This window comes from Haloarcula marina (genome assembly GCF_024218775.1).
Lineage (GTDB): Archaea > Halobacteriota > Halobacteria > Halobacteriales > Haloarculaceae > Haloarcula > Haloarcula marina.
In genome coordinates this window covers 1,334,816-1,351,544 of record NZ_CP100404.1, presented here as the reverse complement: position 1 = coordinate 1,351,544, position 16,729 = coordinate 1,334,816, and the positions used below count along the sequence as shown (strand labels likewise).

The following is a 16,729-nucleotide window of genomic DNA, read 5'->3' as shown; positions in this document are numbered from 1 at the left end:
TCCGTAGTAAATGTCAGCAACAAGATACTTATGCCGGGCGGGTGAATCGGAGCGTACGTGATACACTGGGCCGACACTCGGCGGGTCACCTCGATACTGGACCGCACGCGCAACTACCGCCGGGCCACGACGCCCAGCACCCCTCGATAAATGAGCAAATCACTCGACGCTTCGGCCACGCAGGCCGACCGAACCGTCGCACAGGTCATCGACACCATCGCAGCCACCACCGCCGACGTTCGCACGGCCATCGCCACCGAACGTGAACACAGCGGCACCGTCAACCCCAGCGGCGACGAGCAACTCGCCGCCGACGTGCGCGCCGACGAACTGTTCGAGGCGCGCGTCCTCGGCATCGACGGCGTCGCCACCTACGCCAGCGAGGAACGCGAGACGCTCGCGACCAGCGACGGCCGCTTCCACGTCGCGATGGACCCCCTCGACGGGTCCTCGAACCTCGAACCCAACAGCGGGATGGGAACCATCTTCGGCATCTACAGCGAGCGGCCGCCGACCAGCGGCCGGAACCTCCTCGCCGCGGGGTTCGTCATCTACGGCCCCGTCACCTCGATGGTCGTCGCCCGCGACGGCCGCGTGAAGGAGTACATCCTCGAAGACGGCGACAAACGCCTCGTCAACGACGACGTGACCATCCCCGAAGACCCGACGGTGTTCGGGTTCGGCGGCGGCGTCGACTCGTGGACCGACGAGTTCCAGCCGTTCGCAGAGGAGATTCGCCACGAACTGAAACTCCGCTACGGCGGGGCGATGATCGCCGACATCAACCAGATACTCACCTACGGCGGCATCTTCGCGTACCCGGCGCTCGACTCCAGTCCCGACGGCAAACTCCGCCTCCAGTTCGAGGGCCAACCGATGGCCTACGTCATCGAGGCGGCGGGCGGACAGTCCTCTGACGGCACGCAGTCGCTGCTCGATATAACGCCCGACGAACTCCACGAGCGAGTTCCCCTCCACCTCGGGAACGCCGCCCTCATCGACCGACTCGAACGCTCGGTCGGTCAGTAACCGAGATAGATAGCCAGCGCTTTTAGAATGCCGTAGACGACCACGACCAGTCCCACGACTGCGCCGAGTATCGTTCCAACGATACCGCTGGGCCACAGCGACAGCGGGTTCGGTAGTCCCGACGGCGCGCCGAGGGACGGCAGCGAGAATCCCCCACCGCCGGTGACGTTGGCGACGCGCGTCGTTCCCACTTCCAGCGGCCCGCTGTCGTCGAGTTCCCGCGAGAACTCCGTCGTCCGCGTCTCCCCGGCGGGGACGGTCACCTCACGCGTCGCGAGCGTGCTGTCGTTGAGGAAGACACCCACCAGATAGTCGCCCGTCGCGGTCCCGTCGTTCGTGACTTCGACGGTCAGGACGACGCTGTCGCCGACGGCGAGCGAATCGGGTTCGGCCGTGACGTTGGTGACTTCGATGTCCGGCGTTCCCGTCGACTGGGACTCGGACGCCGCCTGCGCGTCCCCGCCGGACTCGGCCGACTCCGCCTCGCTCTCGGTAGCGGTCGCCGTCTCGTTTTCCACGGGTGTCCGAGTCGGCACCGGCGTTTCGGTCGCCGTCTCGGTCGGCCGCGCGTCAGCCCCGTCCCCGACGCCGACGGCGAACCGCGAGAGACCCGGCGAGGACGCCTGATAGACGACCCGCGTCTCGTTCCGACTGACGACGGCCGTGTCGAGCGCCGACCACCCGTCGTCGTCCCGATAGAGCGTCACCGCCGACGGCGACGCCCCGTTCAGCGCGGGCCGCGGAACGGTGAACGTGAACGTCGCGCGGTCGACCGGGACGCCGCCGTGGTCGACGGCGAACGTCGCGAGACCGGCGTCGCCCGTCACGGTCAGGAACGAGAACGGCGTCCGGTTGCGCGCCCGAACGGTCAGTGGGACCGTCTCGTTGGCCGGGAGCGTCACTGTCACGCGGTCCAGCGAGGCGTTCGCAGTGGTGACGAGCGAGTCGTTCGGAGCGGTGATTCGCTGGGCGAATCCGGTCCCGACGACGGTCGTCGAGGCGGTGGTGGCGTTCGGTTGGCTGACGTTCAGTCCGGACGCGTCACCGTCGCGGGTCACCGTCACCGTCCGGGCCGCCGTGGCCGCGTTGCCGAACGGGTCGGTCGCCTCGACGGCGACTTCGTGGGCCCCCGGCGTGGCGAAGGCCACCTGAATCGACGGACCCGGCAACAGCGTGCCGCCGTCGATGCGCCATCGGTAGCGGTCGATACCCTGCTCGTCGGTGGAGTTGCGCGCCGTGAAGTTCAGCGTCTCGCCGACCGTCGCGTTGGTCGGCCCTTCGAGCGTGACGTTCGGCGCGGACCCGTCGTACCGGAACGAGCGGAGGCGAGAGAGTTTGACGGTGTTGCCGTACCGGTCGGTCGCGTTCAGCCACAGTATCGGGTACGCCCCTTCCTCGGGGAACGTGTAGCGGGCCGTGTAGACGACGGCGTCGCCGACCGATTCGGTGAAGTCCGAGCGGTTCAGGCGGTCGGTGACCGGACCGCCGATGCTGACCGAGAGGCCGTCGAGGGGTTCGTTCACCGCCGCGCGAATCTCGACGGTCGAGGCGTTGACCCGCCGTATCTCGAACGACCGGTATCTCGGCGTCACCGTGTCCATACCGGAGACGGTAACCGTCCCGTCCCTGAGTTTGTTCCCGGCGGTGTCGGCGATGCCCCCGGCGCTCCGAATCCCGACCGTGACGTTGTTCGCGTTCAGGCGTTCTGCGAGGTACAGCGAGACGCGCGCGCCGGTGCGGTTCTCTCCGGCGTCGATGTCGGCGACCGAGATGTTCTCGACGGTTCCGCGGGTCGTGACGAAGTCGGCGGCGGCGATACTGCCAGTGTCGAGCGTCCCGTTGTCGTAGACGGTCACGTGGATGGTCGTGGCGTTGCCCTTCGTCGCGTTCCCGAACTCGGGTGCCTCGGTGTCCGCCGCGGCGACGGTGCCCGACGCGAGGACGGCCAGCGCACAGAACAGCGCGACTGCGAGGAGACGACGGCCCGCGACCCGTCCGCGTCCCGTCGACTGTCGGCGTTCCGCGCTGGCGGCGCTCATCTCCCCTCACTACCCCAGCGGCGGTTATCAATGGCCCGGCGACATTTCGAACGCTGATAATCGCGCTCCGTCGGGGGCAACTACTGTGGTGCCGGGGGTCGTGTGGTGTGGTATGAAGGTCCGTATCGCGAAGGGCGCCAGCCGTGAGGAGGCGTCGGCCATCGCCGCCGCCGTCGCCGAACACGTCGGCGAAACCGTCGAAGTGTACGTCGGCGACAGCGACGAACCGACACTCGTCCGGGAAGTCCTCGAAGTCGACGATACCGACGCCGACGGCGTCGCCGCGGCCGAGGACCTCGGACCGACCGACCGCGAGAAGCGTCTCCGCGAGGAAATCGCCGACATCGAGCGCGGCGGCCCCGAGAAGTACCGCGAGCGACTGGCCGACCAGGGGAAACTGTTCGTCCGGGACCGCCTCGAACTGTGGTTCGGCGAGGACGGCCTCGACTTCGAGGACGGCCGGTTCGCCAACTTCGATAGCTGGTACGGCGAGGACACCGACGACCGACTCCCCGCCGACGGAATGGTCGCGGGGGCGGGGACGCTGGATGGCCGGAAGGTCCACGTCGCCGCCAACGACTTCACCGTGAAGGCCGGGTCGGTCGCCGAACGCGGCGTCGAGAAGTTCATCCGTCTCCAACAGCGCGCCCTGAAGTCCGGTCGCCCCGCGCTCTACCTCGTGGACTCCTCGGGCGGCCGCATCGACCAACAGCGGGGCTTCTTCGCCAACCGGGAGGGCATCGGGAAGTTCTACTACAACCACTCGATTCTCTCCGGCGCAGTCCCGCAGATTTGCGTCCTCTACGGCCCCTGTATCGCCGGTGCGGCCTACACGCCCGTCTTCTCGGATTTCACCGTGATGGTCCGGGGAATGAGTGCGCTCGCAATCGCCTCGCCGCGAATGGTCGAGATGGTCACCGGCGAGGACATCGACCTCGAAACGCTGGGCGGCCCGGACGTGCACGCCCGGCACTCGGGGAGCGCCGACCTCGTGGCCGACGACGAGGAGCACGCCCGCGAACTGGTCGCAGACTTGCTGACGTACCTCCCGGACAACTGCGACGAGCGACCGCCCAGAGCGGAGACGGTCGCACCCGCCAAATCTCCCGACGGCCTCGACGCCGTCGTCCCGCAGGAACCGAACAAAGGCTACGACATGCACCGGGTGATAGAGCGCGTCGTCGACGGCGAGTCGTTCTTCGAGCTACAACCGGAATACGGCAAAGAGATTCTCACCGGGTTCGCCCGCGTCGACGGCCGCACCGTGGGCGTCGTCGCCAACCAACCCGCCCAGCGCGCGGGGGCAATCTTCCCCGACTCGGCGCGGAAGGCCGCCGAGTTCGTCTGGAAGTGCGACGCGTTCAACGTCCCCCTGCTGTATCTCTGTGACACGCCGGGGTTCATGGCCGGGTCCAGCGTCGAGAAGGAGGGCATCCTCGAAGCGGGCAAGAAGATGATTTACGCCACCTCCTCGGCCACCGTCCCCAAGCAATGTGTCGTCGTCCGGAAGGCCTACGGTGCGGGCATCTACGCCATGTCCGGCCCGGCCTACGACCCCGAGGCGACGCTGGCGCTCCCGAGCGGCGAAATCGCCATCATGGGGCCGGAGGCGGCCATCAACGCCGTCTACGCGAACAAACTCGACGCCATCGAGGACCCCGACGAACGGGCCGAGCGCGAGCGCGAACTCCGAGAGTCCTACCGCGAGGACATCGACGTACACCGCATGGCGAGCGAAGTGGTCATCGACGAAATCGTCCCGCCGAGCGACCTGCGGGCGGAACTGGCCGCCCGGTTCGAGATGTACGAGGACGTGGAGAAGGACCGGCCACAGAAGAAACACGGCACGATTCTCTGAGCGCGGTTATCGACCCTCGACGGCGGCCCGGTCCAGCGTCGGGACGCCGCGGGCGACCACGACCCCCGTCCCGACGGCGAACGCGACGACGCTGGCGAGGCCGACGGAACTGGCGACCAGTTGGCGGAGGACCGCGCTCTCGGTGGTCGCGTAGACGAACACGAACCCGGCCGAGGCGTTGAATACGCCGTGGAGGAACGCGGCGGCCAGCACCGACCTCGCGCGGAGGACGACGTAGGTGTACAGCGGCGAGAACGCGACGCAGGCGAGCACCATCATCCCGACGCCGACCAGCGGAAACGAGGGAAAGTTGTAGCCGTCGAGGATGACGGGCGCGTGCCACAGACCCCAGCAGACGCCGATGAGGCCCGACGCCTTCCAGAAGCCGAGCGGCGCGAGTTCCCACAGGAGATAGCCGCGCCAGCCGAACTCCTCACCGAAGGCGAAGGCGGCGTTTATCGTGACCCCTGCGGCGAGCGCGATAGCGAGCGTCACCAGCAGGCCAAGAACGCCGCCAGGGAGGGCGACCCCGGGAAGCGGGTTCGCGCTCGGGTCGAACGCGACACCGGGGATGGCCAGCGAGAGGGCGAGCGTCAGCGCGACAAGCGGGAGCGAGAGGAGGGCGGCGACGGCGAGCCACGTCGGGCGGCCGACACGCAAGCCAACCGTCGACGGCGAGACGCCGGTCGTGAGCGTGGCGACGAACGCGGCGACCATCGGCGTGAACATGTAGACGGGCGCGAGCGCGACCAGTCGAATCCCGGTAACCAGCGAGACGGCGACGACGGCGGCGGCGAGCGCCAAGAGGGCGACCACGAACCGTGCGAGACGGGACCTATCGGGGGCGGGCATCGTCGCGGATATCGCCGGGGGCGGCAATAAAACGCAGTGACGAGGGCGGCGTTACGCCGGTCGGCGTTCGACCAGCGCCGTCCGCTCGAACGAGCAGACGAGCGTGTCGTCCTGTTTGAACACGTCGACGCGCATCGTGACGACGCCGCGCTCCTCGTCGCTGGTGAGTCGGGTGTTCGTCACCGTCGTCTCTGCACGGACGGTGTCGCCGTGGAACACCGGCGCGGGGTGTTCCACGTCGTCGTACGCGAGGTTCGCGACGATGGTTCCGTCCGTCGTGTCGGGGACGGTGAGGCCGACGGCCAGCGACATGGTGTAGAGACCGTTGACCACCCGCTCGCCGAACTGCGTCTCGCTCGCGAACTCGGCGTCCAGATGGAGCGGTTGCTGGTTCATGGTCAAATCGCAGAAGCGTTGATTGTCGCTCTCGCTTATCGTCCGGCGCTTCTCGTGGCGGATGGTCTCGCCCTCGGTGAACTCCTCGAAGTACAGACCGGTCATGGACGCGAGGACGCGGTCCCGCTCCTTAGCGATGGGGGCCGCCACCGCCGGAGACTTACGTGCGTTCGCGTCGAACTCCCCGCTATGGCCCGGAGAAGCATCCTGTTCGCGCCCGGCGACGACCCGGCGAAACTCCGGAAGGCGCCGACGAGCGACGCCGACGTGGTCGTCTTCGACCTCGAAGACGCCGTCGTCCCGGACGCGAAGGCGGCGGCCCGCGAGACGGTTCGGGCGGCGCTGTCCGACGTGCTCCCCGCCGACTGTGAGGTGTGCGTGCGCGTCAACTCCGTCGACGGGGAGGCGGCCGACGACGTGGCCGAACTCGCGGACGGCCCACACCCGGACTCCCTCATGCTCCCGAAGACGCGAACCGGCGAAGACGTGCGTTCGCTCGCGGCCCTCGCGGCCGAGGTAGGTATCGACTGCCCGATACTGGCGCTCGTCGAGTCCGCAGCGGGTGTCCTGCACGCCGAGGAAATCGCGGCCGCCGACCCGACGGACGCCCTCCTGTTCGGGGCCGAGGACCTCGCGGGCGACATCGGCGCGACCCGAACCACGGAGGGGAACGAGGTCGAACACGCCCGTCAACACGTCGTCCTCGCCGCACGAGCCTCGGGGGTGACGCCCGTCGACACGCACTTTCCGAACTTCACCGACCACGACGGCCTCCGTCGAGAGGCAGAGCGGGCGCGTCAGTTGGGTTACGACGGGAAACTCGCTATCCACCCCGCGCAGGCGACGGTCATCAACGAGGTGTTCACGCCGGACGCCGAGCGCATCGAGTGGGCCACCCGAATTCTGTCAGCCCGCGACGAGGCCGACGGCGGCGTGTTCGTCGTCGACGGCGAGATGATAGACGCACCACAGATTCGACAGGCCGAACGGGTGCTGGACCGCGCTGGCGTCGACTGGTCCTGACCGACCCGGCGGACGATTTCACGTTCGCTCGCGTGGTACCGATGTTACCGGACGGTCGCCCGCACTCGACGCTGGCCCGTGTCGACTACGACGCCGACGAGGTGTTCGCGGGCGACTAGCGAGGCCGGAAACCGAGTGACGAAGCGCCTGCCTATGTAGGCAAGCCCGCCCATGACCGGCGGTACCCTTTTCACCGCGCTAAGTGTCTATGTAGCTATGTCTAACGAGGTGAACCCGTTCGAGAGCTTGCAGGAGCAAATCGACGACGCGGCCGCCTATCTGGAGTACCCGACCGACGTTCTCGAACGGTTGAAACACCCGGAGCGGGTCTTGGAGACGAACCTCTCCGTGGAGATGGACGACGGGTCCATCGAGGTGTTCAAGGCCTTCCGCTCGCAGTTCAACGGCGACCGCGGCCCGTACAAGGGCGGGATTCGCTATCACCCGCAGGTCTCTCGCGACGAGGTGAAGGCGCTCTCGGGGTGGATGGTGTACAAGTGCGCCGCCGTCAACATCCCCTACGGCGGCGGGAAGGGCGGCATCAAACTCGACCCCCGCGAGTACTCCGACGGCGAGGTGGAGCGCGTCACGCGCTCGTTCGCCAAGGAACTGCGCCCGTTCATCGGCGAGGACCGAGACATCCCCGCGCCCGACGTGAACACCGGCCAGCGGGAGATGAACTGGATAAAGGACACCTACGAGACCTTAGAGAACACGACCGAACCCGGCGTCATCACCGGGAAAGCCCCCGAATCGGGCGGGAGCGCAGGTCGCGTCGAAGCGACCGGTCGCTCAGTGATGCTCACCACGCGGGAGGCGTTCGACTACCTCGGGAAGGACGTCGGCGAGGCCACCGTCGCGGTCCAGGGCTACGGCAACGCCGGGTCCGTCGCCGCGAAACTCATCGACGACCTCGGCGCGAACATCGTCGCCGTCTCGGACTCCTCGGGGGCCGTCTACAACCCCGACGGTTTCGACGCCCGGGCCGCTAAAAGTCACAAGAACGAGACCGGGTCGGTCACGGGGTTCGAGGACGCCACCGAGGAACTGACCAACGAGGAACTGCTGACGCTGGACGTGGACCTCCTCATCCCGGCGGCGCTGGAGAATGCCATCAACGGCGACATCGCCCAGGAGGTGCAGGCGGACATCATCGTCGAAGCCGCCAACGGCCCGCTGACGCCGCGGGCCGACGACGTGCTGACCGACCGCGACGTGGCCGTCTTTCCCGACATCCTCGCCAACGCGGGCGGCGTCACGGTGTCGTACTTCGAGTGGGTCCAGAACCGCCAGCGCTTCTACTGGGAGGAACAGCGCGTCAACGACGAACTCGAACGGGTCATCACGAACGCCTTCGACAACCTCGTCAAGACGTACGAGCGGACCGACGCCCCGAGTTTCCGCACCGCGATGTACGTCGTCGCCATCGAACGCGTCGTCAACGCCGCCGAGGAAGCGGGCATCTGGCCCTGAGGTCGGCGGCAATCGACCGCCGCCACCGCCGTCGTTTTCCCCGTGTCGCACCAATCGGAGGTATGCCCGTCTTCGAGCGCGAAGTCCGCGTCGCCGCGCCGCTGTCCGAGGTGTGGGAGTTTCACTCGACCGGCGACGGCCTCGTCGCCCTGACGCCAGACTGGATGCACCTCCGCATAGAGGAGACGCGCGGCCCGGACGGCGACCCCGACCCCGAAGTACTGGACGCGGGGTCCGTCGTCGTCTCGTCCATCCGACCGTTCGGCGTCGGCCCGCGACAGCGCTGGGTCTCGGAAATCGTCGCTCGCGAGGAGGACGACGGCGAGGCCATGTTCCGGGACGTGATGACCGAGGGGCCGTTCCCGGAGTGGGAGCACACCCACCGATTCCGCGCCGACGGGGAGGACGCGACCATCGTCCGGGACCACGTCGAGTACGAACTCCCCGGCGGACCGCTCGGCCGCGCCGTCGGACCGCTCGGATTCCTCGGGATGGAACCGATGTTCCGGTATCGCCACCGGGAGACGAAGGCGCTACTGGAGCGGTGAAGGGACGGCATCGAGTTCCGTCGACAGACCCCTAGCCGCCGACTTCGGTCTCGCCCTCTCGCGCGAAAATCGACTGTTTCGGCCGCGAGCGGTGTACTCTTCTCGACCAAGGCATCGACCGCTGGCCTCCCGTGCCGGAGCCAACACGGCGTTGCCGACTCGATACGACGATTTATCACGAATCGTGGGAAACGTTCACGTGATGGTCGCCCTGACACCGGACCAACGCGAGTACGCCGAGCGTGCGGAGTCGGTGGCCGCCGAGTTCGCCGACGAGGCGTACACGTGGCGCGGCGACGTTCCGTGGGAAAACCTCCGGCGACTCGCCGACGCGGACCTGTACTGCCCGTCTATCTCCGCGGAGTACGGCGGGCAGGGACTGGGCGACGTGACGGCGATGCTCCTGACCGAAGCGGTCGGCCGCGAGTGCCCGGACACGGGGTGGTTCACCTACATGCAGAGCATGGTGGCCCCGCGAGCCATCGACCTGTTCGGCTCCGAGGAAGTGAAACGGGAGTTCCTCCCCGACGTAACCGCGGGCGAGAGCTTCGTCTCCATCGCCATCTCGGAACCCGACGCCGGGTCGGACGTGGGGGCGATGACGACGGCAGTGACCGACACCGACGGCCGGTTGGTGTGTAACGGCGAGAAGACGTGGGTCGGCGGCGTCCCGTTCGGCGACGCCGCCGTCACGTGGGTCCGGTTCCCGGACGGCCTCGGGTCCGTGGTCATTCCCTACGACGACCCCGGCGTGGAAATCGAAACGGTGTACACGAACATGGCCGGGTACGCCCAGACGCACTTCACCATCGACGACGTGGTCGTGCCGGAGAGCCACGTCCTCACCCGCGGAAAAGCGGCGTTCAAACGGCAGTTGGTGTCGCTCAACTGGGAGCGGTTGGGGAGTTCGGTCCTCACCGTCGCGTGGGCCGAGGCGGCGCTGGAACAGGCGCTCTCGTACGCGAGCGAGCGCGAGCAGTTCGGACAGACGCTCGACTCGTTTCAGGGCATCGAGTGGAAACTCGCGGAGATGTACCGGCAGGTCGAGACGGCGGCTTCCCTGACGTATCTCTCCGCGGCCGGAGCACAGGGTCACGAACGCCCGCCGTCGCGACTCCGGACCTCGACGGCGAAGCTCCACTGCTCGCAGATGGTCGAGAGCGTCGTCAGCGAGGCCGTTCAAATCGTCGGCGCGCGCGCCTACCAGCAGGGTCACCCGCTGGAACACCTCTACCGACTCGCGCGCGGCCGTCGAATCGCCGCCGGGACCGACGAGATGCAGTTGAACACCATCGCCCGGGCGCTGAAAGAAGACGGCCTCCCGGCCGTCTCGGAGCGGTAACGCGGCGGTCGGCCGACTTCGCCGTGCTCGCTCAGTTCTCGTATGCCCGCTCGAAGTTCGGTGGGCGGCCCTCGTTGAACGCGGCGACGGCTTCCCGATGTTCCGCGTCGACGACGCAGTCCCACTGGTACTCGGCCGCGTTCCGGCAGTACTCGGGGAAGCTCTGCTGGGGGTCGATTAGTCGGTTCGTGTGCCGGACCGCCGTGGCCGGTTTGTCCCGAATCTCGGCCGCGAGGTCACCCGCCGCGTCCAGGGCGTCGGCCGCTCGTTCGACGGCGAGACCGATGTCGACGGCGTCCTCGGGGGTGATGTCGCGGCCGGTGAGCAGGTACTCGCGGGCCTTCGACTCGCCGACGAGTCGGGGCAGGAGCCACGCGCCGCCGTCGCCGGGGACGAGGCCGATGTTGACGAATCCCTCGCGCATGACGCCGTCCTCGCCGACGACGCGCAGGTCACAGGCGAGCGCGAAGTCACACCCCGCGCCGATAGCTGGCCCGTTGACGGCGGCGATGGAAGGCGTCGCCATCGTCCGGAGGTTCCAGACGAACTGCTGGATGACCCAGAGGAACGCCCCGTACTCTTCGGGCGATTGGTCGTCCCAGTCGGGCATCTCGGTGGTGTCCGCACCCGAGCAAAAGCCCGCGCCCGCGCCGGTCAGCACGACGGCGTAGACGCCGTCGTCCGCTTCGGCGGTCCGGGCGGCCGCGTTGAGTTCGAGGACGGTGTTCCGGGTGAAGGCGTTGTACACGTCCGGCCGCTCGATGGTGACTGTCGCGATGCCGTCGGTGACGACGTAGCTGATGTCGTCGAACTGTTCCATGTCCCGCCCGTCGCCGCCTCGGTACATCAACGCTCGGGGGCCGACGAACCGGTGAACCTGGCGGTTCCGTCGTCGAAGGTGAGCGACCCCTGTTCGAGGACCGTCGCCGCGTCGGGCAGGTCCGAGCGCACGGCTTCGGAGACCCACATCTCCGAAAGGTCCTCGGTGTTCCGTATCCAGAGGACCCGGACGGTGTCGGAGTCGTACCCGCCGAGCGCGGCAAACGCCGTCCGGAGGGCGAACTCGTCGTCCGGCGCGACTATCGGGAGTTTGGCCTTCGCGAGCGACCCGCTGGTGAGCGCGTTGGCGTACGTCTTCTGGAAGTCGAGTTGGTCGAGCGCGGCCCGTCGGGTGATGTCCGCGAGGCCGATGCCGTTGCCGTTGCCCTTCGTCGCCTCGGTCAGGCCGCGGGCGTAGATGAGTTTGATAGCGGGCGTCTCGGGGTCGTCCGCGTTGAGGACGCGGTAGCGACCGATGACGTTCGTGTCCATTCCCGCCCCGGAAATCTCCTTGCCGAGTTCGTCGACCACCAGCAGGTCCACGTCGTCGACCGGTAGAGTCGGCATCTCCTCGTTCGCCTGTGCCAGCAGTTCGGGTTCGCGGTCGAGGAACGACCCCGTCGGGACGCCCTCGACGGTCGCTATCTCCTCGCTGAAGTTCTCGACGAGGGCGACACCACCCAGCAAGGGGGTCTCCGACTCGACGACCGGTAACGCGGTCCGAAGCGTCTCGACGTAGCCCTCGGCGATGGCCGTCGAGTGGAACGCCTTCGCGCCGCGCTGTTTGCCCAGTCCGACGACCGCCATCTTCGTCAGGCCGCTCTCAATCGGCCCGGAGAAGTTCGTGTGCGCCTTCACGCGGTTTACGACGACGACGGCATCGGCGGAGAGTGCCGCCGTCGAGAAGTACACCGGCATCTCTGTCTCGCCGACCGTGACCGTCGCCAGTTCCTCGGCGTCCATCCGGGCGTCGATGGGCGCGCCCGTCCGCTCCTCGGTGATGTCGAGCGACGCCAGCACCTCCTGCTGTCCGTCGGGCGTCGCGCCGCCGTGGCTTCCCATCGCGGGGACCAGCACCGGGTCGAACCCCCGTTCGGCGAGTTCTGCGACGACGCTGGCGGCGATGTCGCCGATAGCGTGGATGCCGCGGCTACCGACGGCGACGGCGACGGTCCCGCCGTCGGGGACGCCATCGAACGAGAGCGCGTCGAGTTCGGCCCGCGCCGCCGCGGCCGGGTCTGACACCGTCTCGGTCGGTGGTTCGTAGCGGACTCGTGCGAACGCCGGGAGAGGTTGTGGGTCGATGAGGTGGTCCACATCGCCGCGTTCGGGTACGTCCATACGACAGTGTGTCGGCGGTCGCGTACAAATATCCAGTCTTCCGAACGAGGCGGCCCCGCCGTCAGTAGAACGAGTTGTTAAAGTATTACTCGGTGAATCAACCAAGTGATGAAACGACGTACGTTCCTCGCCCGCACCGGCATCGGGGCCGCTGGAGTGACCGCGTTGGCCGGGTGTAGCGGAGGGTCGTCCGAATCGCTGAACGGAACGCTGACCGTCGCGACGTACTCCTCGTTCACCGGCGAGGGGACGGCGGGGAACTGGCTCAAGTCCGCCTTCGAGTCCGAACACCCGGACTCGACTGTCGAGTTCCGGACGCCGGAGAGCGGCATCAACCAGTTCATCCAGCGGAAGGCCGAGGGTGCGCCGATAGACGCCGACGTGTTCGTGGGCCTGAACACGGGCGAACTCGTCCGGGCCGACGAAGAACTCGACGACGCGCTCTTCGCCGCGGCCACCGATAGCGTCGACGGCGCTGACTCGGTCAAGCCGTCGCTGAACTTCGACCCCGACGGGCGCGTGATTCCGTACGACACCGGCTACATCAGTCTGGTGTACGACGAGGGCGCCGTCGACGAACCCGCGACGTTCGACACGCTACTGGAACCGGGCTACGAGGACGCGCTCATCACCCAGAACGCCCAGCAGTCCGACCCCGGCCGCGCGTTCCTGCTGTGGACCATCGCGGCGAAGGGGGCCGACGGCTACCTCGACTACTGGCAGGGACTCCTCGACAACGGCGTCCGAATTCTCTCGGACTGGCAACCGGCGTATCAGGCCTACACGAACGAGGAGGCCCCGATGGTCGTCTCTTACTCCACCGACCAAGTGTACTACCACGGCGAGGACGTGGACATGTCCCGCCATCAGGTCGGATTCCTGAACGACCAGGGGTACGCGAACCCCGAAGGGATGGCGCAGTTCGCCGACGCCGACAACCCCGAACTGGCCCGCGAGTTCATGTCGTTCGTGCTCAGCGAGGAAGCCCAGTCCGAGATTGCGGTGCGAAACGTCCAGTTCCCGGCCGTCGAGGGCGTCGAACCCGGCGGCGACTTCGGCGAGTACGCCCTCGAACCCCCCGAACCCGTGACCTTTAGCTACGACGAACTCGCGGGCAACGTCGAGGGCTGGATAGACGAGTGGGCGCGCCAAATCGCGAGCAACTGACGATGCGGTTCCGGGACGGCCGGGCGCTCTCGGTCGGCGTCGTCGCGGCGATAGCGACGCTGGTCGTGATTTTCTACTACCCCGTCGGGAGCGTCCTCGCCAGCGCCGTCTCCGTCGGCGGGCGACTCACCCTCTCACCGGTCGTCTCGGTGCTGGCCGACCCGTTCTACACGGGCGCGGCACACACGCTCGTCACCGCGCCGACGACCGTTCCCCGCGGTGTCGTGACGTGGCTTCGCGCCGGGATGCCCCCCGTTCGGTTGGGGCTGTTCGGCTTCACCGCGTATCAGGCGTTCCTCTCGACTGTCGCGAGCGTCGTCGTCGGCCTGCCGGGTGCATACCTGCTCGCCCGCTTCGAGTTCCCCGGACGCCGGTTCGTCAGGTCGGTGACGATGCTTCCGTTCGTCCTCCCGTCCATAATGGTCGCCGTCGGATTTCTGGCGATGTTCGGGCGGACGGGCCTGTTCAACGACGCCCTCGCACTCGCGGGCCTCGGGCCTGTCGAGGTGACGTTCACGCTCGAACTCGTCGTCCTCGCACACGCGTTCTACAACGCGCCGCTGGTGACGCGGTTGGTGACGGCGGCGTGGGAGTCGGTGGATTCGCGCCGCGTCGAGACGGCCCGGACCTTGGGCGCGTCGCCCCGCCGGGCGTTCGTGGACGTGACCGTCCCGCAGTTGCTCCCGGCGTTGTTGACGGCGTCGGTGCTCACCTTCGTCTTCACGTTCATGTCGTTCCCCATCGTCCTCGCGCTGGGCGGCCTGCAACTCGCCACCGTCGAGGTGTGGGTGTTCGCGAGCGTCCAGAACCTCGAACTGACCGAGGCGGCGACGCTCGCCGCGATAGAGACGGCGCTCTCACTCGGTCTGCTGTACGTCTATCTGCGGTACGAGGCCGCGCAGATTCGGCCGCGCGGCGACGGCGGCGGGCCGACGCGGACGCCCCTGTTCGTCGGGCGGCGGTCGGTGCTGTCCCCGAGACGGTTGGCGCTGTTCGCGTACGGACTCGTGGCGCTGGTGCTGTTCGTCGGGCCGCTGGCGAGTCTGCTCGTCGAGAGCGTGACGACGCCCGACGGCCAGTTCACGCTGGAGTACTACGGGTTCTTGCTGTCACGGCAGGCGTCGGCGGCGTCGGGGACGGTCCGTCCCCTGCCTGCGATACGCAACTCGCTGTTGTTCGGCGCGGGCGCGCTGGCGCTGGCGCTTCCGACGGGGGTCCTCGTCTCCGTCGTCGCCACGCGAGACAGTCGGTGGTCGCGGGTCGCCGAGGCCCTTCTGACCGCGCCGCTCGCGGTCAGCGGCATCGTCGTCGGATTGGGGATGCTCCGCTCGCTCGTGTTCGGCACGTCGCTGTTCGGGCAGCGAATCGTCCTCACGGGACCGCTCGCCGTCGTGGCCGTCCACGCCGTCGCGGCGTACCCCTTCGTCTCGCGGAACGTCACCCCGGCTCTTGGCGGCATCGACGACCGACTCGTCGACGCGGCGCGGGCGCTCGGGGCCGACCGCACGAGGGCGCTGGTCGACGTGGAGTTGCCGCTGGTCGCCCCGGCGCTCGTGGCCGGTGCGGCCTTCGCCTTCGCCATCAGTATCGGCGAGTTCGATTCGACAGTGCTACTGGCGGAGGGCGTCGACAGCGCGACGATGCCCGTCGCGCTCGAACGCTACATCGCCAACCGCTCGCTCGGGCCGAATCTCGGTCCCGCGACGGCGATGGGGACGGTCCTGCTGGCGGTGACAACCGTCAGTTTCGTGCTCATCGACCGCGTCGGGGGGCGGTGGGAACGATGACCGCGCCCGGTATCGACGTGGAACGTCTCTCCGTCTCCTTCGACGGCGTCGACGCCCTCGACGACGTGTCGCTGTCCATCGCCGACGGCGAGTTCTTCACGCTCGTCGGCCCCTCCGGATGCGGAAAGACGACCATGCTGCGCGCCATCGCTGGCCTCGAATCACCGTCGACGGGCCGGGTGACCATCGACAGACGCGACGTGACCGCCGACGCGCCCGAGGCGCGCAACGTCGGCATCGTGTTCCAGAGCTACGCGCTCTTTCCGCACATGACCGTCCGCGAGAACGTCGCCTACGGGTTGCAGTTCCACGACGTCGAGGGCGACGACGACGCCCGCGTCGGGGAGCTACTGGAACTGGTCGACCTGCGCTCGCTGGCCGACCGGGACCCGGACCAACTCTCGGGCGGCCAGCGACAGCGGGTCGCGCTTGCGCGCGCGCTCGCACCCGAACCGGACGTACTCCTGCTCGACGAACCGCTCTCGGCGCTGGACGCGAAGCTTCGAAAGCGACTCCGGGTGCAAATCAAATCCATCCAGCGCGAACTCGGTATCACGACGCTGTACGTCACCCACGACCAAGCGGAGGCTCTCGCCGTCAGCGACCGCGTCGCCGTCATGCAGGACGGCCGCCTCGAACACGTCGGAACGCCCGAGTCGGTGTACCGCGAACCGGCCTCCCGCTTCGTGGCCGAGTTCGTCGGCGACAACAACGTCTTCGCCGGAACGGTCACCGGCGACGGCGCGGGCGTCGCCGTCGACGGGGTGACGCTCCCGCTCCCGCGAGACGCCGACGCGAACCCCGGTGACGCTCTCACACTGGCCGTTCGCCCGGAGGACATCGTCATCGGCGACGCGGACAGCGGGACCGAGACCGGACTCGCCGCGACGGTCGAGACGGTCGAATTTCTGGGCGACGCCTACCGCGTCCACTGCGCGTGGAACGGGCGAACCGTGCTCGCGAAGACGGCGGCCGACGCGCCGCCCGAGGGAACGGTCGAACTCGGCTTCGGTCCCGAGGCCGTTCACCGCCTCTGATGTCGGTGCGTATTAGGC

Annotated in this window: 14 protein-coding genes; 9 read left to right on the top strand and 5 right to left on the bottom strand. The window is 68.0% G+C overall.

Features of this window, described 5'->3' with window-relative positions:
* Positions 1 to 150 precede the first annotated feature (150 nt).
* Positions 151 to 1,029, top strand: coding sequence for a class 1 fructose-bisphosphatase (locus tag NJQ44_RS07040; protein ID WP_254273976.1), 879 nt, complete (start codon positions 151 to 153; stop codon positions 1,027 to 1,029).
* Here NJQ44_RS07040 and NJQ44_RS07035 read toward each other — a convergent pair.
* Positions 1,023 to 3,068, bottom strand: coding sequence for a PKD domain-containing protein (locus NJQ44_RS07035; protein ID WP_254273975.1), 2,046 nt, complete (start codon positions 3,066 to 3,068; stop codon positions 1,023 to 1,025). The genes NJQ44_RS07040 and NJQ44_RS07035 overlap by 7 nt on opposite strands.
* A 112-nt stretch (positions 3,069 to 3,180) precedes the next feature.
* On the opposite strand from NJQ44_RS07035, the gene NJQ44_RS07030 reads away from it, so the two are divergent.
* On the top strand, positions 3,181 to 4,926 hold the full coding sequence (locus tag NJQ44_RS07030; RefSeq protein WP_254273974.1) for an acyl-CoA carboxylase subunit beta: 1,746 nt from the start codon (positions 3,181 to 3,183) through the stop codon (positions 4,924 to 4,926).
* Positions 4,927 to 4,932: 6 nt separating this feature from the next.
* Here the strand turns inward: NJQ44_RS07030 and NJQ44_RS07025 are convergent, their stop codons facing one another.
* Together NJQ44_RS07025 and NJQ44_RS07020 are read right to left on the bottom strand one after the other, a co-directional pair.
* Positions 4,933 to 5,778 (bottom strand): CPBP family intramembrane glutamic endopeptidase, encoded by an 846-nt coding sequence (locus NJQ44_RS07025; protein WP_254273973.1) that lies wholly within the window; start codon positions 5,776 to 5,778, stop codon positions 4,933 to 4,935.
* A gap of 51 nt (positions 5,779 to 5,829) precedes the next feature.
* Positions 5,830 to 6,312 (bottom strand): MaoC family dehydratase, encoded by a 483-nt coding sequence (locus tag NJQ44_RS07020; RefSeq protein ID WP_348533082.1) that lies wholly within the window; start codon positions 6,310 to 6,312, stop codon positions 5,830 to 5,832.
* Positions 6,313 to 6,363: 51 nt separating this feature from the next.
* On the opposite strand from NJQ44_RS07020, the gene NJQ44_RS07015 reads away from it, so the two are divergent.
* From NJQ44_RS07015 to NJQ44_RS07000, 4 genes are all read left to right on the top strand, one after another.
* Entirely contained in the window at positions 6,364 to 7,197 is an 834-nt protein-coding gene (locus NJQ44_RS07015) for an HpcH/HpaI aldolase/citrate lyase family protein (RefSeq protein ID WP_254273971.1), read from the top strand.
* A gap of 216 nt (positions 7,198 to 7,413) precedes the next feature.
* Positions 7,414 to 8,670: a Glu/Leu/Phe/Val family dehydrogenase gene (locus NJQ44_RS07010; RefSeq protein WP_254273970.1), complete on the top strand. Its 1,257-nt coding sequence runs from the start codon at positions 7,414 to 7,416 to the stop codon at positions 8,668 to 8,670.
* Between the two features lie 62 nt (positions 8,671 to 8,732).
* Complete coding sequence (locus NJQ44_RS07005; RefSeq protein WP_254273969.1) at positions 8,733 to 9,218, top strand: SRPBCC family protein; 486 nt, start codon at positions 8,733 to 8,735, stop codon at positions 9,216 to 9,218.
* A 202-nt stretch (positions 9,219 to 9,420) separates the two neighbouring features.
* Entirely contained in the window at positions 9,421 to 10,560 is a 1,140-nt protein-coding gene (locus NJQ44_RS07000; RefSeq protein ID WP_254273968.1) for an acyl-CoA dehydrogenase family protein, read from the top strand.
* Positions 10,561 to 10,591: 31 nt separating this feature from the next.
* Here NJQ44_RS07000 and NJQ44_RS06995 read toward each other — a convergent pair whose 3' ends face one another.
* The gene (locus tag NJQ44_RS06995) at positions 10,592 to 11,380 is read right to left on the bottom strand and encodes an enoyl-CoA hydratase/isomerase family protein (protein ID WP_254273967.1); all 789 of its coding nucleotides are present in this window, start codon (positions 11,378 to 11,380) and stop codon (positions 10,592 to 10,594) included.
* 26 nt (positions 11,381 to 11,406) lie between these two features.
* Complete coding sequence (locus tag NJQ44_RS06990) at positions 11,407 to 12,720, bottom strand: nickel pincer cofactor-dependent isomerase, group 22 (protein ID WP_254273966.1); 1,314 nt, start codon at positions 12,718 to 12,720, stop codon at positions 11,407 to 11,409.
* A gap of 108 nt (positions 12,721 to 12,828) precedes the next feature.
* Here NJQ44_RS06990 and NJQ44_RS06985 point away from each other — a divergent pair, with 108 nt between their 5' ends.
* Genes NJQ44_RS06985 through NJQ44_RS06975 form a run of 3 tightly spaced genes read left to right on the top strand, consistent with a single transcriptional unit; the run spans position 12,829 to position 16,711 of the window.
* Positions 12,829 to 13,887: a thiamine ABC transporter substrate-binding protein gene (locus NJQ44_RS06985; protein WP_254273965.1), complete on the top strand. Its 1,059-nt coding sequence runs from the start codon at positions 12,829 to 12,831 to the stop codon at positions 13,885 to 13,887.
* A 2-nt stretch (positions 13,888 to 13,889) separates the two neighbouring features.
* Positions 13,890 to 15,674 carry an ABC transporter permease gene (locus tag NJQ44_RS06980; RefSeq protein ID WP_254274320.1) on the top strand — a complete coding sequence of 595 codons (1,785 nt, stop codon included), beginning with the start codon at positions 13,890 to 13,892 and terminating at the stop codon, positions 15,672 to 15,674.
* Positions 15,671 to 16,711, top strand: a complete 1,041-nt coding sequence (locus NJQ44_RS06975) for an ABC transporter ATP-binding protein (RefSeq protein ID WP_254273964.1) — start codon at positions 15,671 to 15,673, stop codon at positions 16,709 to 16,711. The genes NJQ44_RS06980 and NJQ44_RS06975 overlap by 4 nt, the downstream gene beginning before the upstream one ends.
* Positions 16,712 to 16,729 lie beyond the last annotated feature (18 nt).